This is a genomic window from Streptomyces sp. NPDC048185 (genome assembly GCF_043202495.1).
Taxonomy (GTDB): Bacteria; Actinomycetota; Actinomycetes; order Streptomycetales; family Streptomycetaceae; genus Streptomyces.
Map to the genome: position 1 here is coordinate 296,732 of NZ_JBIDAN010000003.1, position 19,453 is coordinate 316,184.

General features: G+C 70.5%; 19 protein-coding genes and 2 tRNA genes. 15 read left to right on the forward strand and 6 right to left on the reverse strand.

Translation table 11 applies throughout. The features are described from left to right. Window position 1 precedes the first annotated feature (1 nt). From gyrA to ACGF3H_RS11880, 4 genes are all read left to right on the forward strand, one after another. Window positions 2–2,596 (forward strand): DNA gyrase subunit A, encoded by a 2,595-nt coding sequence (gyrA, locus tag ACGF3H_RS11865; protein ID WP_362486212.1) that lies wholly within the window; start codon window positions 2–4, stop codon window positions 2,594–2,596. 18 nt (window positions 2,597–2,614) lie between these two features. Further along, window positions 2,615–3,334, forward strand: a complete 720-nt coding sequence (locus ACGF3H_RS11870) for a DUF3566 domain-containing protein (RefSeq protein ID WP_362486214.1) — start codon at window positions 2,615–2,617, stop codon at window positions 3,332–3,334. Between the two features lie 99 nt (window positions 3,335–3,433). Next, window positions 3,434–3,510: transfer RNA gene (locus ACGF3H_RS11875), tRNA-Ile, on the forward strand. 114 nt (window positions 3,511–3,624) lie between these two features. Next, complete coding sequence (locus ACGF3H_RS11880) at window positions 3,625–4,416, forward strand: maleylpyruvate isomerase family mycothiol-dependent enzyme (RefSeq protein ID WP_362486216.1); 792 nt, start codon at window positions 3,625–3,627, stop codon at window positions 4,414–4,416. A gap of 168 nt (window positions 4,417–4,584) precedes the next feature. On the opposite strand, the gene ACGF3H_RS11885 is transcribed toward ACGF3H_RS11880, so the two are convergent. Beyond that, the gene (locus ACGF3H_RS11885; protein WP_362486218.1) at window positions 4,585–4,941 is read right to left on the reverse strand and encodes a DUF6344 domain-containing protein; all 357 of its coding nucleotides are present in this window, start codon (window positions 4,939–4,941) and stop codon (window positions 4,585–4,587) included. A gap of 338 nt (window positions 4,942–5,279) precedes the next feature. Between ACGF3H_RS11885 and ACGF3H_RS11890 the strand changes: the two genes are divergently transcribed. Continuing rightward, the gene (locus ACGF3H_RS11890) at window positions 5,280–5,408 is read left to right on the forward strand and encodes a DLW-39 family protein (RefSeq protein ID WP_003999697.1); all 129 of its coding nucleotides are present in this window, start codon (window positions 5,280–5,282) and stop codon (window positions 5,406–5,408) included. A gap of 145 nt (window positions 5,409–5,553) precedes the next feature. Next, a complete protein-coding gene (locus tag ACGF3H_RS11895) occupies window positions 5,554–6,873 on the forward strand; it encodes a hypothetical protein (protein ID WP_362486646.1) in 1,320 nt (439 codons plus the stop codon). A 22-nt stretch (window positions 6,874–6,895) separates the two neighbouring features. Here the strand turns inward: ACGF3H_RS11895 and ACGF3H_RS11900 are convergent, their stop codons facing one another. Continuing rightward, a complete protein-coding gene (locus ACGF3H_RS11900) occupies window positions 6,896–8,329 on the reverse strand; it encodes a protein kinase (RefSeq protein ID WP_362486220.1) in 1,434 nt (477 codons plus the stop codon). A gap of 78 nt (window positions 8,330–8,407) precedes the next feature. After that, window positions 8,408–8,956: a DNA-binding protein gene (locus ACGF3H_RS11905; RefSeq protein WP_161163400.1), complete on the reverse strand. Its 549-nt coding sequence runs from the start codon at window positions 8,954–8,956 to the stop codon at window positions 8,408–8,410. A gap of 179 nt (window positions 8,957–9,135) precedes the next feature. On the opposite strand from ACGF3H_RS11905, the gene ACGF3H_RS11910 reads away from it, so the two are divergent. Beyond that, a tRNA-Ala gene (locus tag ACGF3H_RS11910) sits at window positions 9,136–9,208 on the forward strand. 441 nt (window positions 9,209–9,649) lie between these two features. Then, window positions 9,650–10,426: an isoprenyl transferase gene (locus ACGF3H_RS11915; RefSeq protein WP_362486222.1), complete on the forward strand. Its 777-nt coding sequence runs from the start codon at window positions 9,650–9,652 to the stop codon at window positions 10,424–10,426. 109 nt (window positions 10,427–10,535) lie between these two features. Here ACGF3H_RS11915 and ACGF3H_RS11920 read toward each other — a convergent pair whose 3' ends face one another. Then, window positions 10,536–11,240 carry a DUF5324 family protein gene (locus ACGF3H_RS11920; RefSeq protein ID WP_362486224.1) on the reverse strand — a complete coding sequence of 235 codons (705 nt, stop codon included), beginning with the start codon at window positions 11,238–11,240 and terminating at the stop codon, window positions 10,536–10,538. A gap of 372 nt (window positions 11,241–11,612) precedes the next feature. On the opposite strand from ACGF3H_RS11920, the gene ACGF3H_RS11925 reads away from it, so the two are divergent. Together ACGF3H_RS11925 and ACGF3H_RS11930 are read left to right on the forward strand one after the other, a co-directional pair. Beyond that, the gene (locus ACGF3H_RS11925) at window positions 11,613–12,146 is read left to right on the forward strand and encodes a peptidylprolyl isomerase (RefSeq protein ID WP_362486225.1); all 534 of its coding nucleotides are present in this window, start codon (window positions 11,613–11,615) and stop codon (window positions 12,144–12,146) included. A gap of 122 nt (window positions 12,147–12,268) precedes the next feature. Further along, window positions 12,269–13,171: a rhomboid family intramembrane serine protease gene (locus tag ACGF3H_RS11930; protein ID WP_362486228.1), complete on the forward strand. Its 903-nt coding sequence runs from the start codon at window positions 12,269–12,271 to the stop codon at window positions 13,169–13,171. A gap of 237 nt (window positions 13,172–13,408) precedes the next feature. Here the strand turns inward: ACGF3H_RS11930 and crgA are convergent, their stop codons facing one another. Further along, window positions 13,409–13,663, reverse strand: a complete 255-nt coding sequence (crgA, locus tag ACGF3H_RS11935; RefSeq protein WP_015659214.1) for a cell division protein CrgA — start codon at window positions 13,661–13,663, stop codon at window positions 13,409–13,411. 140 nt (window positions 13,664–13,803) lie between these two features. Here crgA and ACGF3H_RS11940 point away from each other — a divergent pair, with 140 nt between their 5' ends. The 5 genes from ACGF3H_RS11940 to ACGF3H_RS11960 are packed head-to-tail and all read left to right on the forward strand — an operon-like array spanning window position 13,804 to window position 17,348. After that, window positions 13,804–14,583: a DUF881 domain-containing protein gene (locus ACGF3H_RS11940; protein ID WP_362486231.1), complete on the forward strand. Its 780-nt coding sequence runs from the start codon at window positions 13,804–13,806 to the stop codon at window positions 14,581–14,583. A 45-nt stretch (window positions 14,584–14,628) separates the two neighbouring features. Then, window positions 14,629–14,826 carry a hypothetical protein gene (locus ACGF3H_RS11945; RefSeq protein WP_362486658.1) on the forward strand — a complete coding sequence of 66 codons (198 nt, stop codon included), beginning with the start codon at window positions 14,629–14,631 and terminating at the stop codon, window positions 14,824–14,826. Then, window positions 14,823–15,461, forward strand: a complete 639-nt coding sequence (locus tag ACGF3H_RS11950) for an aminodeoxychorismate/anthranilate synthase component II (protein ID WP_362486233.1) — start codon at window positions 14,823–14,825, stop codon at window positions 15,459–15,461. The genes ACGF3H_RS11945 and ACGF3H_RS11950 overlap by 4 nt, the downstream gene beginning before the upstream one ends. Next, window positions 15,458–16,564 carry a class E sortase gene (locus ACGF3H_RS11955; RefSeq protein WP_362486235.1) on the forward strand — a complete coding sequence of 369 codons (1,107 nt, stop codon included), beginning with the start codon at window positions 15,458–15,460 and terminating at the stop codon, window positions 16,562–16,564. The genes ACGF3H_RS11950 and ACGF3H_RS11955 overlap by 4 nt, the downstream gene beginning before the upstream one ends. Before the next feature lie 13 nt (window positions 16,565–16,577). Then, the gene (locus ACGF3H_RS11960) at window positions 16,578–17,348 is read left to right on the forward strand and encodes a class E sortase (protein WP_362486237.1); all 771 of its coding nucleotides are present in this window, start codon (window positions 16,578–16,580) and stop codon (window positions 17,346–17,348) included. An 82-nt stretch (window positions 17,349–17,430) separates the two neighbouring features. On the opposite strand, the gene pknB is transcribed toward ACGF3H_RS11960, so the two are convergent. Beyond that, entirely contained in the window at window positions 17,431–19,425 is a 1,995-nt protein-coding gene (gene pknB, locus ACGF3H_RS11965) for a Stk1 family PASTA domain-containing Ser/Thr kinase (protein ID WP_362486239.1), read from the reverse strand. Between the last annotated feature and the right edge of the window lie 28 nt (window positions 19,426–19,453).

The following is a 19,453-nucleotide window of genomic DNA, read 5'->3' on the forward strand; positions in this document are numbered from 1 at the left end:
AATGACCGACGAGAACACTCCTGTGACGACGCCCGAGGGCGACGCCCTGGCGATGCGTGTCGAGCCCGTCGGGCTCGAGACGGAGATGCAGCGCTCGTACCTCGACTACGCGATGTCCGTCATCGTCTCGCGTGCGCTGCCCGACGTCCGTGACGGGCTCAAGCCCGTCCACCGCCGGGTGCTGTACGCCATGTACGACGGCGGCTACCGCCCCGAGCGCGGCTTCTACAAGTGCGCCCGCGTCGTCGGCGACGTCATGGGCAACTACCACCCCCACGGCGACAGCTCCATCTACGACGCCCTGGTCCGCCTCGCCCAGCCGTGGTCGATGCGGATGCCGCTCGTCGACTCCAACGGCAACTTCGGCTCGCCGGGCAACGACCCGGCGGCGGCCATGCGGTACACCGAGTGCAAGATGGCGCCGCTGTCGATGGAGATGGTCCGCGACATCGACGAGGAGACCGTCGACTTCACGGACAACTACGACGGCCGCTCCCAGGAGCCGACCGTCCTGCCCGCCCGCTTCCCGAACCTGCTGATCAACGGTTCGGCCGGTATCGCGGTCGGCATGGCGACCAACATCCCGCCGCACAACCTGCGCGAGGTCGCGGCCGGCGCCCAGTGGTACCTGGAGAACTACGAGGCGTCGCACGAGGAGCTGCTGGACGCGCTCATCGAGCGCATCAAGGGCCCCGACTTCCCGACCGGCGCCCTGGTGGTGGGCCGCAAGGGCATCGAGGAGGCCTACCGCACCGGACGCGGCTCGATCACCATGCGCGCGGTCGTCGAGGTCGAGGAGATCCAGAACCGCCAGTGCCTGGTGGTCACGGAGCTGCCGTACCAGACCAACCCCGACAACCTCGCGCAGAAGATCGCCGACCTGGTGAAGGACGGCAAGATCGGCGGCATCGCCGACGTCCGCGACGAGACGTCCTCGCGCACCGGCCAGCGCCTGGTCATCGTGCTCAAGCGGGACGCGGTCGCCAAGGTCGTCCTGAACAACCTGTACAAGCACACCGACCTGCAGTCGAACTTCGGCGCCAACATGCTGGCCCTGGTCGACGGAGTGCCGCGCACCCTCTCGCTGGACGCGTTCATCCGGCACTGGGTGAACCACCAGATCGAGGTCATCGTCCGGCGGACGAAGTTCCGCCTGCGCAAGGCCGAGGAGCGCGCCCACATCCTGCGCGGTCTGCTCAAGGCCCTGGACGCGATCGACGAGGTCATCGCGCTGATCCGGCGCAGCGACACCGTCGAGATCGCGCGCGGGGGCCTGATGGACCTCCTGGAGATCGACGAGATCCAGGCCAACGCCATCCTCGAGATGCAGCTGCGTCGACTGGCGGCTCTGGAGCGGCAGAAGATCGTCCAGGAGCACGACGAACTCCAGGCGAAGATCAACGAGTACAACGAGATCCTCGCCTCGCCGGTCCGTCAGCGCGGGATCGTCAGCGCGGAGCTGGCGGCGCTCGTCGAGAAGTACGGCGACGACCGCAAGACCAAGCTGATCCCGTACGAGGGCGACATGTCCATCGAGGACCTGATCGCCGAAGAGGACATCGTCGTCACGGTCACGCGCGGCGGCTACATCAAGCGCACCAAGACCGACGACTACCGCGCCCAGAAGCGCGGCGGCAAGGGCGTACGGGGCACGAAGCTCAAGGAAGACGACATCGTCAACCACTTCTTCGTGTCCACCACGCACCACTGGCTGCTGTTCTTCACCAACAAGGGCCGGGTCTACCGGGTCAAGGCGTACGAGCTGCCCGACGCCGGCCGGGACGCGCGCGGCCAGCACGTCGCGAACCTGCTGGCCTTCCAGCCGGACGAGACGATCGCCCAGATCCGCGCGATCCGCGACTACGAGGCGGTGCCCTACCTGGTCCTGGCCACCAAGGCCGGCCTGGTGAAGAAGACGCCGCTGAAGGACTACGACTCCCCGCGCTCGGGCGGCGTGATCGCCATCAACCTGCGCGAGCAGGCGGACGGTTCCGACGACGAGCTGATCGGAGCCGAGCTCGTCTCGGCCGAGGACGATCTGCTGCTGATCAGCAAGAAGGCGCAGTCGATCAGGTTCACTGCTTCGGACGACACCCTGCGTCCCATGGGCCGTGCCACCTCGGGCGTCAAGGGCATGAGTTTCCGCGAGGGGGACGAGCTGCTCTCGATGAATGTTGTTCGAGCCGGTACGTTCGTGTTCACTGCCACCGACGGCGGGTACGCGAAGCGGACCTCCGTCGACGAGTACCGCGTCCAGGGTCGCGGTGGCCTCGGCATCAAGGCCGCCAAGATCGTCGAGGACCGCGGAACGCTCGTGGGCGCGCTGGTGGTCGAGGAGAACGACGAGATCCTCGCCATCACACTCTCGGGCGGTGTGATTCGTACGCGAGTCAGCGAAGTCAGGGAGACGGGCCGTGACACCATGGGCGTCCAACTGATCAATCTGGGCAAGCGCGATGCCGTCGTGGGTATCGCGCGCAACGCCGAGGCGGGACGCGAGGCGGAGGAGGTCGACGGCGATGTCGTCGTCGACGAGGCCGCCGAGGGTGCCGCGACCACCGGCACGGACGAGGGTGAGGCGCCCTCGGCCGAGTAGCACGAGGAGAGAGTCATCGTGAGCGGAGCCACGGGCGCCGGATCGGCCAGTACCCCGAGAGGTACGGAGACGGACGGCGGCCGTGGCTCCGCCGCGCGTGCGACGGATCCGCACACGACTCAGCTGCGCAAGATCGACGACGGCGCGACCGGCTCGCACGCGTCTGACACTCATGGATCCCAGGGGGGAACTGTGACGGACACCAGAGGCCCGCAGACCCGGCAGTCGGCCTCGCCGCTGCCCGGCGAACGGCAGCCGCAGCAGCCCGGCGGGCCGTACCACCCGCCGCAGGCCTATCAGACCCAGGGCGGCAACCCGTCCGCGGCCGCCGCACGCCGCCCGCGCACCGGGGCGCGCACCACGCCCCGCGTCCGCAAGGCACGGCTGCGCGTGGCCAAGGCCGACCCGTGGTCGGTGATGAAGGTCAGCTTCCTGCTCTCCATCGCGCTCGGCATCTGCACGATCGTGGCCTCCGCCGTGCTGTGGATGGTCATGGACGCCATGGGCGTCTTCTCGACGGTCGGCGGCACGATCTCCGAGGCCACCGGGTCGAACGAGTCCAACGGCTTCGACCTGCAGTCCTTCCTGTCGCTGCCCAACGTGCTGATGTTCACGTCGATCATCGCGGTGATCGACGTCGTCCTCGCGACGGCTCTCGCCACGCTCGGCGCGTTCATCTACAACCTCTCCGCCGGCTTCGTCGGCGGTGTGGAGCTGACGCTCGCCGAGGACGAGTGATCCGCGCGGGCGGTCCCGGGAGAACCGATTTTGGGACTGCCCGCCTCGTGCGCTAATCTTCAGGAGTCAGCGCGCGGGACACACACCGCAGAGCGCGGCGGGGCTATAGCTCAGTTGGTTAGAGCGCATCCCTGATAAGGATGAGGCCACAGGTTCAAATCCTGTTAGCCCCACCAGCGAAAAGACCCCCAGTCGATACCGACTGGGGGTCTTTGACATCCCCGCGCGTTCGCCGCCCCGGTGGCGGAAATCGCTGTCAGACGGTCGGGACGCGGTGATAGAGAGTCCGGGTGACGACACTGACGTTCCCTGTTCTGTTGCGACTGATCGACGAGCGGTCGGCTGCCTTCCGCGCGGTGGTCGCCTCCGCGCCCAGCCTCGACGCACAGGTGCCGACCTGCCCCGAGTGGACGCTGTTCGATCTGGCGCGGCACATCGGCGAGGGGCGCCGCGACTGGGCCGCCACCGTCGCCGCGGGGCCAGCCCTGGAGAAGTCCGCAGCGGAGGGCGCCCCGGCTGTGCCCCGGGAGCGCGAGGCCCTGCCGGCCTGGTTGGCGGAGTCCACGGAGCACCTGCTGGACGCGTTGCGGGAGGCCGGCCCGGAGCGTGGGTGCTGGACGTGGTGGGGCGCGTCCCAGTCGCCGCGGACCTGTGGCGCCGTCGCCCGGCACCAGCTCCAGCAGATCGCGGTGCACACCTACGACGCCCAGGTCACCGTGGGTGCCCCGGAGCCGCTGCCGGACGAGGTGGCGCTCGACGGTGTCGAGGAGTTCCTGTTCACCTGCGTCGCCACGACGGGAGCCTGGCCGCACGAGCCCACGGCCTTCGACTTTCACGCCACCGAGGGTCGCTCCTGGCGCCTCACGGTCGACGGCGGCGGCGCACGCGCTGCCCGTGTCTCCGCGCCCGGCGCGACGCCCGTCGCCGCCGGCGAGGGCCCGGACGCGGCCGGTGTCTCCGTTCGCGGCACGGCCAGTGACCTGGTTCTCTTCGTGTACGACCGTATCCCGGCGGACTCCCTGCGGATCGAGGGAGACGCAGACCTGTTCGACCTGCTGCGCGCGTGGGAGCCGGAGGAGTAGGACGGGTGCCGCAGAGCGGCGAAGCGGGCCTCGCGGCCGGTGGTGAGGGCGCGCACACGGCGACGGCCCGGCTGCTCTGCCGAGCGGCCGGGCCGTTTCTCGCGTGCGGTGCTGTACGCAATACGCCGTGATGTCAGGGTCGGGCGGGGGCGCGGGGCGCCGGGCCGCTCAGCGCTGCAGTGGGACGCCGTGCTGCTCGTCCGGGGACTCGGTGGTGTCGCAGGGCAGGGTCGTGACGGCCGGTGCGGTGTCCGCCTGCGGACGGTGCCGGCAACTGGGGGCCTTCCCGTGAGCCTCGGCGTGGATGCGCTGTTTCATCGTGGGGGGCAGGGCCCCTGCCCGGGACCAGGACCAGGGTGCCGCCGCCGGTGCCGCCGACTCGGGCGCGGTCTTCGTGTTGCTGTGCTTCTCGGTGTGCGGTACGGCCGCCGCGGCGGTCGTCGTGACGAATCCGAGCGCCGTGCACAGCGCGAGGAAGGCGGTGACGATGGCGGTCCACAGCTTCATGACCTTGTTCCGGGCCATGGCCCCTCACTTTCGGGTCGGGCGATTTGCGTACTTTCCTCATGATGTGTATGTGGACCGCGAAGTGGTGGACCTGCGCCCGTGGCGCCGCGATGTTCAGATGAACACCACCCGGATGGCGGCAAGGGGGTCGAAAAGGTGCGGAGACGGTGGAAGTCCGGGCGAAAGTCACCGTCCGTAGAGATGTGATCACCCTCCGATCGGAACGGTCCGGTCGGCATCTACTGGGTTCCGCCGACGGGCAGTTGAGGGCCGACTCGGATCACCGTTCGGTATCGGCCGGTGTGTATAGTCGGGCGCCAGAGGTCCCCTACGTCAAGGAAAGACGAGGTCGCGCGGTGAAGAAGCTTCTCCTGGTCGCACTGGCCGCCATCGGCGGGCTCCTCGTGTACCGCCAGATCCAGGCGGATCGCGCCGAGCAGGATCTGTGGACGGAGGCGACTGACTCCGTGCCCACGGGTTCGTGAGTACGACCGACATCCGGTCCTGAGCAGACCCCGGCCGTCGTCACGGTCGGGGTTTTGTGTTGTCCGGACCGGGCGCGCGGACCACCGGGCGCGCGGCAGGATGGGCCACGGTCCGTGCGACGGCGAGCGCGAGGGGTGGCGGCTGATGGTGCGCTGGTGCAGGGCGCGGTGGCGAGCCGGTTCGGGACGTGGCCGCCCACCGGTGCCGGTGCGTCTGGCCGTCGTGACCGCGGTGCTGGTCACCTCCTGCGTCCTGCCGGGCGGGACGGCCCTGGCGGCCGGTACGCCGGGCGGCTACGCCTTCGCCGAGGACGCCCGTCGGGTCGAGGGCGCGAGCGGCACCACGGACGCCCCGCTGCTCGAACCCGGCACGACGTACCGCGGCTCCCTGCCGCGGAGCGGCACGCTCCATTACCGCCTCGCACTCGACGCGGCCTCGGACACGTACGTCTCCGCCACCGCCGTTCCCGGCGAGGGCGGCGAGCTCACCGCCGTCGACGGCGTCCGGCTGTCCCTGCAGGACGCCGAAGGGGGCATCTGCTCGTCGGACACCGCGAGTTTCGGTGCCGCCCGCAGCCCTCGCCCGGTCACGGCCTGGGGCGTACGCGCCATCGCCCCCGGCGGAACGCGGTGCCAGGAAGCCGGCACCTACTACGTCACTGTCGAGCGGTCGCGGCCGAAGGACTCCCCGCCGGAGCCCTGGGACCTGGAGCTCACCGCCGTCACGGAACCGCGCCCGGCACACACCGGTGCCACACACGCACCCGAAACGTGGGACTCCGCCCCGCCCGAACCGCTCACGGGCGAGCCCGAACGCCGCCGCGGCGGCAGCGGCTTCGCCCGGGCCACCCCCGTCGGCCAGGGAGCCTGGCGCGACGACATCCGGCCCGGACAGACCCTCTTCTACAAGGTGCCCGTCGACTGGGGCCGGCAACTCCACGCCGCCGCCGAGATCGGCAGTACCGACAGCGGCTCCGGCTACGCGACCGGCGCACTGCGCCTGGCCCTGCACAACCCCGTGCGCGGCGAGGTCGCCGACGCCGCCAGGGGGTACACCGGCCGCCAGGCCACGGCCGCGCTCGCTGCCGTGCCGCCGGTGGCGTACGCCAACCGGTACGGCACCGGCGACCGGGTCACCGGCATGCGGTTCGCCGGCGACTACTACCTGGTGGTGCACCTCGCGGCCCAGGTGGCCGACGACTTCGGACCGGGCCCGTTCCCGCTGGTCCTGCGCCTGCGGCTGGAGGGAACGGCGCAGGCCGGGCCCGGGTACGCGGGGGAGTCCGTGCCCGCCGGCGTCTTCGAGGTGCCGGCCCGCGACCGGCAGGCGGCGTCGGCGGACGGAGCGGCCGGGGACGACGGCACCGCCATGACGGCGCTCGCCGTGGGCGGGATCGGCGCCGGCAGCGTCCTGCTGGCAGGGCTCGGCGTGTGGACGGCGCTCGCCCGGCGCCGGGCCGCCTGACGCGTCCCGGCCGGCCCGGGCCTCAGCTGTGGGCCAGAGCCCAGAAACCGACGGCGTAACAGGCCAGCGCGAGCAGCAGCAGCGGAACCGCCACCCGGGCCGGGGGCCCGGGACGGCGGCGCCGCGCCGCGCGGTGCTGGCGGTACGCCGGAGCGGGCGCGGCAGCCTGCTCGGCCCGTGGGGAACGCGGGGCCCGTGGGTCCTGAGCGGTGTACGCGGCGGTGGGCACGTCGGCGGGCTGCCACGGCTGCGGTGCCGGCGTCCCGGGAGGAGGCGGGGGAGCGTACGAGGGATGGTGCCCCCGGCCCGGGGAAGCAGGCGTCTGCGGCTGTGCCGACGGGTGGGGCGGGGTATGTGCGGGCGTCCGCTGGGGGCCGGACGTGGCGGTGGCCTGCGGGGGCGGCAGGGGGAAGCTGCCGGTGTCCGTCATCGCGGACGGCCGTGCGGGCCCGGGGGACGGTGCGGGTGCGGGTTCGGACGGTCCCCGCGGTGGCGGTTGCGAGCTGTCCGGGGTCCGCGCAGGGGCGGAGGGCCGCCGAGGATCCGTCGGTTTGTCGTCCACCCCCGTGGCCCGTGCGAGCGGCCCGCCGGGCCCGAACCCCGGGGGCAGAGGGCCGATCTGGTCGAAGACCTCGATCAGCTCGTCGTCCGGGCCCGGCTCCGGCAGCAGCTCCGCCGCCGCCGCCAGTGCCTTGCGCGCCCCCGTGGCCGTACGGAACCTCGCCTCCGGATCCGGCTGCACCAGCGTGGCCACGATCTGCCACAACGGCTCGGGGATGTTCTGCGGGGCCGGCGGCGTCCCGTGCTCCGCGAAGTACTGGACGAGCGTTTTGGCGTCCGGCTTGGCCCCCTCCAGCAGATAGAGGGCGACCAGCCCCACGGCGAACAGGTCCGCGGCGAAGTCCGGTTCCGCGCCCATCATCTGCTCCGGCGCGAGATAACCGGGCGTCCCCACCACCAGGTTGGTCTCCGTCAGCCGGGGCTCGCCCAGCCGCATCGCGATGCCGAAGTCGGACAGCCGCAGTCGGGGCCGCCCCGTCCCGGTGGCTTCGAGCAGCACGTTGGCGGGCTTGACGTCGCGGTGCACGACATCCTCCGCGTGCACCGCCGCCAGGCCCGCCAGGAGCTGGTCCAGGAGGGTGCACACGAACCCCGGCGGCAGCGGGCCGTAGTCCCCGACCAGGTGGACGAGGGAGCCGCCCGTGACCAGGTCCATGGTGAACAGGACCTGGTCGTCGTCGGCGGCCCAGCTGGCCGGAGCCAGCACATGGGGATGGTCGATCCGCAGCGCCTGCTCACGCACGAAGCGCAGCAGCGAGTGGGCGTCCCTCTGCTGCAGCACCTTGGCGGCCACGTAGCGCCGGCGGCGGTGGTCCCAGGCACGCCAGACGGCCCCCACCCCTCCACGGCCGATCGGATCGACCAGCTCGTACCGGCCCGCGAAGACCTCACCCATGGCTGTGTGCCGCTCCTCCCCCTCGCGCCACTCCCCGCCGCGGCCCGGCCGAGCCCGTCGACGGCCGGGCCCCGGGGGTCAGTTCTGGTGGGACTGGTAGTGCGCGACCGCGTCGGAGGTACGGCCGGCGCCGTACACCCGCAGGAACTCCGCCAGCTCCGGGTGGGACGGGGAGAGGGCGTCCGCGGCGTCGATTATGTCGCCGGCGGCCGCCACCGAGCGCAGCAGCGACTGGATCTCACGGACCACCCGCTTGACCGTGGGAGCTCCCGAACTGTTCGTGGTCTGCGTGGTGTTGCTGAGCACCGAGCCCCCCTGCGACTTCTTGATCTCGTCCATGCGCTCGGTGGCCTCGGCCGCGCTGACACTGCCGTCCGCGACCTGCCCCGCCAGGTCCTGCAGCAGCTGCACCCGCTGAACCACCGCGGGATTACCGATCTTCGCCCGCTGCCCGCTCATCAGCTGCGACAGCATCGGCGCGGACAGCCCCAGCACCCCCGCCAGACGCGCCTGGTTGAGACCCAGATCGTCGATAAGCCGGCGGAAGAGCGCCCCCAGTGGCTCCCCGTACCAGTTCCGCTGCAGTTCCCGCGCTCTCGCGGTGGCTTCCTGCTGTGCGGCGTCCATTGCGTCTCCCCATCGCTTCCCCAAAAACCGCAGTTCGCTCCAGCGAACCACGCCGAGCATCTTACGGAGCGTGGTGTTTCCCCGGGAGTCCCCATCATTTGTGAGATACGGGGGGCGACCCGGTACTCTTGTCTGCGGCGCCCGCCGGTTCGATGATCCTCCGGCCGGACGTCTTCTCCGGGGCCTTAGCTCAGTTGGTAGAGCGCTGTCTTTGCATGGCAGATGTCAGGGGTTCGACTCCCCTAGGCTCCACTTTCAAGAGCCCGTCCGACCTGCGTGAACGCCAGGTCGGACGGGCTCTTCGCATCGGTGTCGTCACCCGGCGTGCGCAGCGGTCCGCGGGCCGGCGGTCCACGCGGCCCCGGGCCTCCCCCCGCGCCCCGCGGCCGTCTCCGTGGACGCTGCCGAACGTCGCACCCGCACGTCGCACCCGCACTCGGACCCGGCGAGCACATGATCGCCAACGAGTCCCGCAATCACGGCAGTTGACGGGGTGACAGAGGTCACCGGTCCCCCGTGACCGGGTGGGAACGGGTGTGCGCGAGGCCACCGCTCAGCACCGGAAGGGTGCTGTCTGCTCTTGATATCGTCACCCCAGAGGGCACCAGCGCCACACCCCTGCGGGGCGGTGCCAAGCGGCGCACCGCCGCCGGAGCCGTCCGGTCGCTGCCGACGAGATGAAAGGGGCAGAGCATGCGGGCCAAGGTACGAGCCGCACTCGATGCGCTGTACATGAAGCGTCTCGTCAGGGAGCTGGAGGGCCGCCCACGCCCTCAGCACATCGGCATCATGCTGGACGGCAACCGTCGCTGGGCCAAGGAATCGGGCATCGAGGACCCGCGGGAGGGCTACCGGGCCGGCGGCGCGAAGGTGCTGGACTTCCTGCACTGGTGCGACTCCGCCGAGATCGAGCACGTCACCCTCTACATGCTCTCCGACGACAACCTGCACCGGCCCGAGGACCAGCTCACCCCGCTGATCGACATCATCGCCGAGGTGGTGGAGCGGCTCGCCGCGCCCGGCAACCCCTGGCGCGTCGAGGTCGTCGGAGCGCTCGACCTCCTCCCGGCCGAGTCCGCGAGCAGACTGAAGACCGCCACCGCCGCCACGCAGGGGCGCCAGGGCGGGACCAAGGTGGACGTCGCCGTGGGATACGGGGGCCGCCGGGAGATCGTCGACGCCGTCCGCTCCGCCCTCATGGAGCACAGCGCCCAGGGCGGGGACATCGACGAGTTCATCGAGACCTTCACCATGGAGCACATCTCCAAGCACCTGTACTCCAAGGCGCGGTCCGAATCCGACCTCATCATCCGCACTTCCGGAGAGCAACGGCTGTCCGGCTTCCTGCTGTGGCAGTCCGCGTACGCCGAGATGTACTTCTGCGAGACCTACTGGCCGGACTTCCGCGAGATCGACTTCCTGCGTGCCCTGCGCTCCTATTCCCTGCGTGAACGCCGCTACGGCCGCTGAACCGACCGACGTTCCACGTGAAACATCGCCGCGGGGCGGGAGACCCGGAAGTCTCCCGCCCCGCGGCGATGCACAGAGGTGGTGGCGTACCGATCCGCCCCGGAAGCCGTCAGCGCGACTCGTCACCGCCGTCGGCGGCCTCGTCCTCGGCCTGCTTGGCCTGCACCTCGGGGTCCAGGACCGCCCCGCCCGTGCCGTCCACCGACGTCAGCCGTCCGTTCTCGGGGACCTCTGTCGCCTCGGGCGGCTCCACCAGCCAGTCCGGGTTGGCCTGCTTGTCCCACCACTTCCAGGCCGCGAAGGCACCGCCCGCGACGGCGCCCGCGATCACCAGCACCTTGGCGATGCGTCCGGCCCTCGCCCGCCGCTCGTGCCTGCGGGCCAGCTTCTGGATCTCCTTGGCCGAGACCTGGCCCCGCAGCGCGGCCAGCGCCGCGGCACCACGCGCGGTGGCCTCGTCCCTGACGGGTCCGGCAGCGGCAACCGCCTGCTCGATCACCGGCCGGGAGTAGTCGGCGGCCTGCCGTGCGGCCAGCCGCGTACGGGCCGCGGCCTCGTGAGCGGCCTGGTCCATCTTCGGCGGCACATGCGTACGGGCCTGCTCCAGACGAGGCGCGACGCGGGCGCCGTACTGAAGCCGGGCCTGGCACGCGGCCTGCGACACCTTGGGCGCCAGCCGTACGCGCGCCTCCTGTGCGTAGTGAGCGGCCCTGTCCTTGGCCGTGTCGGCGTAGGGCGCCACCACTTCCGCGGCGTGCAGCACGCTGTCCTTCGCCGAACCGGTCGCGGCGCGCACGCTGTCGATGCGGGTCACGGGTTCCTCCTCCTCGGTGGCGTACGGTAATTCGACTTTCCACCCTTTTACGGATCATGCCTGCCGACACACAGCCAGGCATGCGAGGGCGAGCATCCGGGTCACGGGTGATGACCTCGGGCCCTCTGGGGCAGGTGGTGCCGAAGATGCGGCCAAAGGACGATCAACGGCAACAAACGGACGAATACAGGGCAACGGGAGCCTCTCGACGACAATGCCACGGATCGGCGCCCAGCGCTCGCAACCCGGGGGTACCCACCCGGATTCCCCCGAGCGCCCCTGCCGGCCCGCGGCCCGTACCGGCAGCTGGGCGACGTGCGCCACGGACCGTGCGAGGATCGGGGAGCACAACAGGACGACGGAAGGCACATCGTGGCCGAGCAGCTCTACGCCACCCTGAAGACCAGCCACGGCGACATCGAGGTCCGGCTCCTGCCGAACCACGCCCCCAAAACGGTCAGGAACTTCGTCGAGCTCGCCCAGGGCGAGCGCGAGTGGACCAATCCCGAGACCGGGCAGACGTCCACGGACAAGCTCTACGACGGCACCGTCTTCCACCGGGTGATCAGCGGCTTCATGATCCAGGGCGGAGACCCGCTGGGCAACGGCACCGGCGGCCCCGGCTACAAGTTCGAGGACGAGTTCCACCCCGACCTCGCCTTCGACAAGCCCTACCTGCTGGCCATGGCCAACGCCGGCCCCGGCACCAACGGCTCCCAGTTCTTCATCACCGTCTCCCCGACCACGTGGCTCACCCGCAAGCACACGATCTTCGGCGAGGTCACCGACCCGGCCAGCCAGAAGGTCGTCGACGCCATCGCCGGCACGGAGACCAACCCCCGCACCGACCGCCCCCTCACCGACGTCGTCATCGAGTCGGTCGTCGTCGAGACCCGCCAGGGCTGACCGCCGCGGCTCCCCGGACGCCTCTCGCCGGCGCGTCCCAGGGGAACCAAATGCCCCGCTCGTCCGTAGGGAAGGGCGGGGCAGCGCGCTCCCGGACACGGACGGACAAGGGAGGGGATCCCATGGACCAGCCACCGAACGGCCCACAGGGCCCGGACGGCCAGGCACCCCCGCCCGCCCACAGCCTCCCCGGCTGCTACCGCCACCCGGACCGCGAGACGGGTATCCGCTGCACCCGCTGCGAACGCCCCATCTGCCCGGACTGCATGGTCGACGCGTCCGTCGGCTTCCACTGCCCCGACTGCGCCCGCGGCGGCACCGGACCCGCCCCCGCTGCCTCCCGGCCCCGCACACTCGCCGGCGGCACGGTCGCCGCCGACCCGCACCTCGTCACCAAGATCCTCATCGCCCTCAACGTGGCGGTGTTCATCGCCGTCCGCGTCCGGTCCTCGCTCCTCGACGACCTCGTCCTGATCGGACGCTGGCCGCCCGCCCCGTTCATGCCGACCGAGGGCGTCGTGGAGGGCGAGTGGTACCGCCTGGTGACCTCGATGTTCACCCACCAGGAGTTCTGGCACATCGGCTTCAACATGCTCGGACTCTGGTGGCTCGGCGGCCCCCTCGAAGCGGCCCTCGGCAGAGCGCGTTACCTCACGCTGTACCTCGTCTCCGGCCTGGCCGGCGGTGCCCTGACCTACCTGCTCGCCGCGCCGACCACCGCCTCGCTCGGTGCCTCCGGTGCCATCTTCGGCCTCTTCGGCGCGACCGGCGCCCTCGTCCGCCGGCTCAACGCCGACATGCGTCCGGTCATCGGCCTGCTGGTGATCAACCTGGTCTTCACCTTCGGCTGGAACAACATCGCCTGGCAGGCCCACATCGGCGGCCTCGTCGCCGGCGCCGTCATCGGGTACGCCATGCTCCACGCGCCGCGGGAGCGGCGGACGCTCGTGCAGTACGGCGCCTGTGCGCTGGTCCTCGTGGCCGTCATCGGCCTGACCCTGTTGAGAACCGCCCAGCTCACCTGAGCGGCACATTGTCCACAGGCGGTGCCGATCCCTGTGCACAGCGTGCGGGAACAGGTGTGCCCCCTGTCACTGAACCGTGTTTCCGCAGGTCAGGCAGGGGGCGAACAGGTTTTCGGTTGCTGGTACTTCCGTCACACCGGCGTCAATGTCCGGTGAGTTATCCACAGATCGTCGTTTCTTTGTCCCCACCGTGTGGACAAGGGCTGTGGATAACTCGGTGGATAGCCCTGGGGAGAGCTACTTCCACTGCGTGGAAACGCCGAATCCGGCGGCGATGAAACCGAAGCCCACCACGATGTTCCAGTTGCCCAGCGCGTCGATGGGCAGCGACCCGTCGGTGACGTAGAAGACGACGATCCAGGCGAGACCGATGACGAACATGGCCAGCATGACCGGAGCGACCCAGGCGCGGCTGGTCAGCTTGATGGCGGTCGCCTGCTTCGCGGGCGGCGGCGTGTAGTCGGCCTTCTTGCGGATACGTGACTTCGGCACGAGGGTCTCTCCTGTCGATGCGCTGCGTGGCCGCGCAGGGAACGGTTCGGGCTCGGGGCGGAGTACAGGGGGACTCTGAGCGCTCCCCCGGGCGTCCGTTAGCGTAGTGCTTCCGTGGCGCTCAAGGAGATAAGGGTACGTTGAGCAATTCCGCCGACTCCCCCGGGACGGGATCCAGCCCCGCCCGCCGGCGCCGATTCCGGCCGGTGCGGGTGCTCACGGCGGCTGTCTTCGCTCTCGCGGGCCTCATTTTCTTCACCAGCTTCAATACCGCCAAGGGCACCAATATCCGCACCGACGCCTCTTTGCTGAAGTTGTCCGATCTCATCCAGGAACGCAGCCGTAAGAACGGTGAGCTGGACGAGTCCAACGCGGCCCTGCGCGACGACATCGAGAGCCTCGCCGAGCGCGACGACGGAAGCACGAAGGCGGAGGACGACAAGCTCGCGGCGCTGGAGGAGGAGACGGGCACGCAGGAGCTGAAGGGCGAGGCCGTCTCGGTCACGCTCGACGACGCCCCGCCGGACGCGACCGCCAAGCTCCCCGGGTATCCCGAGCCGCAGCCCGACTACCTGGTGATCCACCAGCAGGATCTGCAGGCGGTGGTGAACGCGCTGTGGCAGGGCGGCGCCGAGGGCATCAAGGTGATGGACCAGCGGCTGATCTCCACCAGCGCCGTGCGGTGCGTGGGCAACACGCTGATCCTCCAGGGCCGCGTCTACTCGCCGCCGTACACGATCCAGGCGGTCGGGGACCCGGAGCGGCTGAAGAAGGCGCTGGCCGAGTCGCCGGCGATCCAGAACTACATGGTGTACGTCAACGTGTACGGACTCGGCTGGAAGGTCGAGGACGACGGGACGGCGACGCTGCCGGGGTACTCCGGCGCCGTGGACCTGCACTATGCCCAGCCTGTGGAGTGACGCCGTTCCCGGGGGCTCCGCGCCGCTAGTCTGGTGCCGTACGGCGTGAGTCTGGTGCCGTGGTGCGACGGAAGGGACGGCATGTACGGCTGGATCTGGCGGCATCTGCCGGGGAACGCGTGGGTCAGGGCGCTGCTCTCGCTCGTGCTCGTGGTGGCCGTGGTCTACGTCCTGTTCCAGTACGTCTTCCCGTGGGCCGAGCCGCTGCTTCCCTTCAACGATGTGACGGTGGACAACCAGTGAGTGCGCGCATCCTCGTCGTCGACAACTACGACAGCTTCGTCTTCAACCTGGTCCAGTACCTCTACCAGCTGGGCGCCGAGTGCGAGGTCCTGCGCAACGACGAGGTGTCCACGGGACATGCCCAGGACGGTTTCGACGGGGTGCTGCTGTCGCCGGGCCCGGGGGCGCCGGAGCAGGCGGGTGTGTGCGTCGAGATGGTGCGGCACTGCGCGGCGACCGGGGTGCCGGTCTTCGGCGTCTGTCTGGGCATGCAGTCGATGCAGGTGGCCTACGGCGGTGTGGTGGGCCGGGCGCCCGAGCTGCTGCACGGGAAGACGTCGTCGGTGGAGCACGGGGGCCGGGGCGTGTTCGCGGGTCTTCCCTCGCCGTTCACGGCGACGCGGTACCACTCGCTGGCGGCCGAGCCGGGGACGGTGCCGGCCGAGCTGGAGGTGACGGCCCGTACGCACGACGGGATCGTGATGGGGCTGCGGCACCGGGAACTGCCCGTCGAGGGCGTGCAGTTCCATCCGGAGTCGGTGCTGACCGAGCACGGCCACCGGATGCTGGCCAACTGGCTGACGGAGTGCGGTGACCAGGGCGCGGTGGCGAGGTCGGCGGGGCTCGCCCCGGTGGTGGGCAGGGCCACGGCGTGACCGCGCTGCGCCCCGAGCGTGAGTCCGGCACGGCCGGTGAACGGGGGCCCTCGTACGGGCAGTCGTACGGAGGTTCGGGCGCGCTCGGGGGCGGCTCGTTCGCGGACGGTGCGTTCGAGGGTGGCTGGTACGAGGGTGGCGCGTCGGGCGAGGGGGCGTACGAGGAGACGTACGCGCCGGTTCCCGACGACGAGACGGTGGCGTTGCGGATCCCGGATCCGCCGGCGCCCCCGGCGCGCACGGAGGACGTCTCCCCTTCCGCGGCGCCCGGACCGGCGGGCGGTGGCCGCGCGGCCCGCAGGAAGGCCGCCAAACGGCGCCATGGGCGGCATGGAGGCCCTCAACGGCCTTCCGGGGCCCAGGAGTCCGCCGAGGCGCCAAAAGCGCCGCTGTCGCGTGTGGAGGCCCGTCGGCAGGCCCGCGCGCGCAAGCCGGGACCCGCGGTGATCGCGAGCCGCGCGATAGGCGAGGTCTTCATCACGACCGGTGTGCTGATGCTGCTGTTCGTCACCTACCAGTTGTGGTGGACGAACGTGCGGGCGCACGCGCAGGCCGACAAGGCGGCGAGCAGCCTCCAGGACGACTGGGCGAGCGGCAAGCGGAACCCGGGGGCCTTCGAGCCGGGGCAGGGGTTCGCCATCCTGCACATCCCGAAGCTGGACGTGGTGGTGCCGATCGCCGAGGGCGTCAGCAGCAAGAAGGTGCTGGACCGGGGCATGGTGGGGCACTACGCGGAAGATCCGCTCAAGACGGCGATGCCGGAGGCGAAGAGCGGCAACTTCGGGCTGGCCGGTCACCGCAACACGCACGGCGAGCCGTTCCGGTACATCAACAAGCTGAAGCCGGGCGATCCGGTCGTCGTGGAGACGCAGGACGAGTACTTCGTCTACAAGATGGCGTCGATCCTGCCGGTGACGCCGCCGAGCAACACCAGTGTCCTCGACCCGGTGCCCGAGCAGTCGGGGTTCACCGGGCCCGGGCGCTACATCACGCTGACCACGTGCACCCCGGAGTTCACGAGTAAGTACCGGATGATCGTCTGGGGCAAGATGGTCGAGGAACGGCCGCGCAGCAAGGGCAAGCCGGATGCGCTCGTCAATTAAGGGCAGATGACCAGTGGCAGCGACCACCGACACGGATCACGAAGAGCACACCGACGAGTCCGGCCGGCCGCCGTCCGCGGCACGGCGCCGTCGCGGCCCGGGGCGGGTCGTCGCCCAGGTCGTCAGTGTCTTCGGCGAGCTCCTCATCACGGCGGGCCTGGTGCTGGGCCTGTTCGTCGTCTACTCGCTGTGGTGGACGAACGTCGTCGCCGACCGCGAGGCCGGCAAGCAGGCCGACAAGGTACGCGACGACTGGGCCCAGGACAGGGTCGGTCCGGACGGGCCGGGAGCCCTGGACACCAAGGCCGGCATCGGCTTCCTGCACGTGCCCGCGATGGGCAAGGGCGACGTCCTCGTGGAGAAGGGCACGTCGATGAAGGTCCTCAACGACGGCGTGGCCGGCTACTACACGGATCCGGTGAAGTCCGAGCTCCCGACGTCGGGCAAGGAGGGCAACTTCGCGCTGGCGGCCCACCGGGACGGGCACGGGGCGAAGTTCCACAACATCGACAAGATCGAGAAGGGCGACCCGATCGTCTTCGAGACGAAGGACACCTGGTACGTGTACAAGGTCTACGGCATCCTGCCGGAGACCTCCAAGTACAACGTGAAGGTGCTCGGCGCGGTCCCCGAGGAGTCCGGGAAGACGAAGGCGGGCCACTACATCACGCTGACGACGTGCACACCGGTGTACACGAGCAGGTACCGGTACGTGGTCTGGGGCGAGCTGGTCCGCACGGAGAAGGTGGACGCCGAGCGGACGCCGCCGGCGGAACTGCGCTGACCGGCCCTCTCACGGGCGGTTCCCGCAAGGACGGAGCCCCGGCCCTCTGGTGAGGGCCGGGGCTCTGTTCGTCCGGGCGGGGTCAGCCGTTGTTGCCGAGCCCGCCGATGAAGCCGCCGCCGTTGTTGCCGTTGCCGCCGCCGGCGGCGAAGAGGGTGACCTTGTCGCCCTTCTTGACCTCCTGGCCCTCCTGCGGGTTGCTCTGGAGCACGATGGCGTTGTCGTCGCCGCCGCCCTGGACGCTCTCGAGCTGGAGGCCGCTCTGGGCGAGGACCTGCTTGGCCTGGCCGACGGTCATCTGCGTGACCTTCGGCATGGCGAGCTTCTCCTCCGCCGGCGCCTTGGCGATCTTCACCGCGACCGTGCTGCCGCGGTCCACGTCGGTGCCCGGCTGGAAGCTCTGCTCGAAGATGGTGCCCTCGGGCTGCGCCGCGGACTCCTCCTCGGTCTGGGAGCCGAGGACGAGGCCCTTCTCCTCCAGGCGCTGCTTGGCGTCGTCCGGGCTCAGGCCCAGCAGGCTCGGCACCGTCACCTGGGAGGTCTCCCGGGCGACGGTGAGAGTGACCGTCGAGCCCTTCTCGCGCGACGTGCCGCCGTCGGGGTTCTGGGAGAGCACCGTGTCCGGGGTCTCCGTCGACTCCTTGGTCTCCTTCTCGACCTCGAAGCCCTTGTCCTGCAGCGCCTTCTCGGCGTCGGCGTAGGTCTGTCCCTCGACGTCCGGGACCTCGACCTTGGGCGCGCCGGTGGAGACGACGAGGTTGACGGTGGAGTTCTTCTTGACCTCGGTGTCCGGCTTCTGGTCCTGCGAGCAGATGTGGCCCTTGGCCTGGTCCTCGCAGGGCTTCTGGGTGAACGCCAGTTCCAGGTCGGCGTTGGTCGCCTGGTTGCCGGCCTCCTGCTTGGTGAGGCCCACGAAGTTGGGTACGGGGACGTTGTCGTTGCCGACGCCCCCGCCGCCGATGGCGTACTTGCCGATGAGGATGGCGCCGACGAGGACGAGGATGCCGGCCAGCACCAGGAGGATCGTGGACGTGTGGGACTTCTTCTGCTGCCGGCGCCGGCCGGCGCGGTCGTCGTAGCCGTAGCCGCCGTCGTCGGGGTTCATCGGCGGCAGCATGGTCGTGGCGCCCGCGCCCGCGCCGGAGTCCGAGCGCAGGGCGGTGGTCGGCTGGTCGTCGGGGTAGCCGCCGTAGCCCCCGCCCGCCATGACGCCCATCGCCGCGGTGGCGGCGACCGGCTGGCCGTCGAGGCAGGCCTCGATGTCGGCGCGCATCTCGTCGGCCGACTGGTAGCGGTAGTCGGGGTCCTTGACCAGTGCCTTCAGGACGATCGCGTCCATCTCGGGCGTGATCTCGGGGTCGAAGACGCTGGGCGCCTGCGGTTCCTCGCGGACGTGCTGGTAGGCGACCGCGACCGGGGAGTCGCCGACGAAGGGCGGCCGGACCGTGAGGAGCTCGTAGAGCAGGCAGCCGGTGGAGTAGAGGTCGGAGCGCGCGTCGACCTGTTCGCCCTTGGCCTGCTCCGGGGAGAGGTACTGGGCGGTGCCGATGACGGCGGAGGTCTGGGTCATCGTCATGCCGGAGTCGCCCATGGCGCGGGCGATGCCGAAGTCCATGACCTTGACCTGGCCGTTGCGGGTGAGCATGACGTTGGCCGGCTTGATGTCGCGGTGGACGATGCCGGCGCGGTGCGAGTACTCGAGGGCCTGGAGGATGCCGATGGTCATCTCCATGGCCCGCTCGGGCAGCAGCTTGCGGCCGGAGTGGAGGAGCTCACGGAGTGTGGAGCCGTCGACGTACTCCATGACGATGTACGGGATCGACACGTTGTCGATGTAGTCCTCGCCCGTGTCGTAGACCGCGACGATCGCGGGATGGTTGAGCGAGGCGGCCGACTGGGCCTCCCGGCGGAACCGGGCCTGGAAGGACGGGTCGCGCGCGAGGTCCGCGCGGAGCGTCTTCACCGCCACGGTGCGGCCGAGCCGGGTGTCGTGCGCGAGGTAGACCTCCGCCATGCCACCACGGCCGAGCACCTGGCCCAGCTCGTACCGGCCGCCGAGGCGACGCGGCTCTTCCATGGTTACCTACCAGCCCTCTCCGTCGGTC

Coding starts and splice junctions, on each gene's coding strand:
- gyrA (WP_362486212.1), top strand. CDS start 2: ATGACCGACGAGAACACTCCTGTGACGACGCCCGAGGGCGACGCCCTG.
- ACGF3H_RS11885 (WP_362486218.1), bottom strand. CDS start 4,941: ATGGCCCGGAACAAGGTCATGAAGCTGTGGACCGCCATCGTCACCGCC.
- ACGF3H_RS11895 (WP_362486646.1), top strand. CDS start 5,554: ATGGTGCGCTGGTGCAGGGCGCGGTGGCGAGCCGGTTCGGGACGTGGC.
- ACGF3H_RS11900 (WP_362486220.1), bottom strand. CDS start 8,329: ATGGGTGAGGTCTTCGCGGGCCGGTACGAGCTGGTCGATCCGATCGGC.
- ACGF3H_RS11905 (WP_161163400.1), bottom strand. CDS start 8,956: ATGGACGCCGCACAGCAGGAAGCCACCGCGAGAGCGCGGGAACTGCAG.
- ACGF3H_RS11915 (WP_362486222.1), top strand. CDS start 9,650: ATGCGGGCCAAGGTACGAGCCGCACTCGATGCGCTGTACATGAAGCGT.
- ACGF3H_RS11930 (WP_362486228.1), top strand. CDS start 12,269: ATGGACCAGCCACCGAACGGCCCACAGGGCCCGGACGGCCAGGCACCC.
- pknB (WP_362486239.1), bottom strand. CDS start 19,425: ATGGAAGAGCCGCGTCGCCTCGGCGGCCGGTACGAGCTGGGCCAGGTG.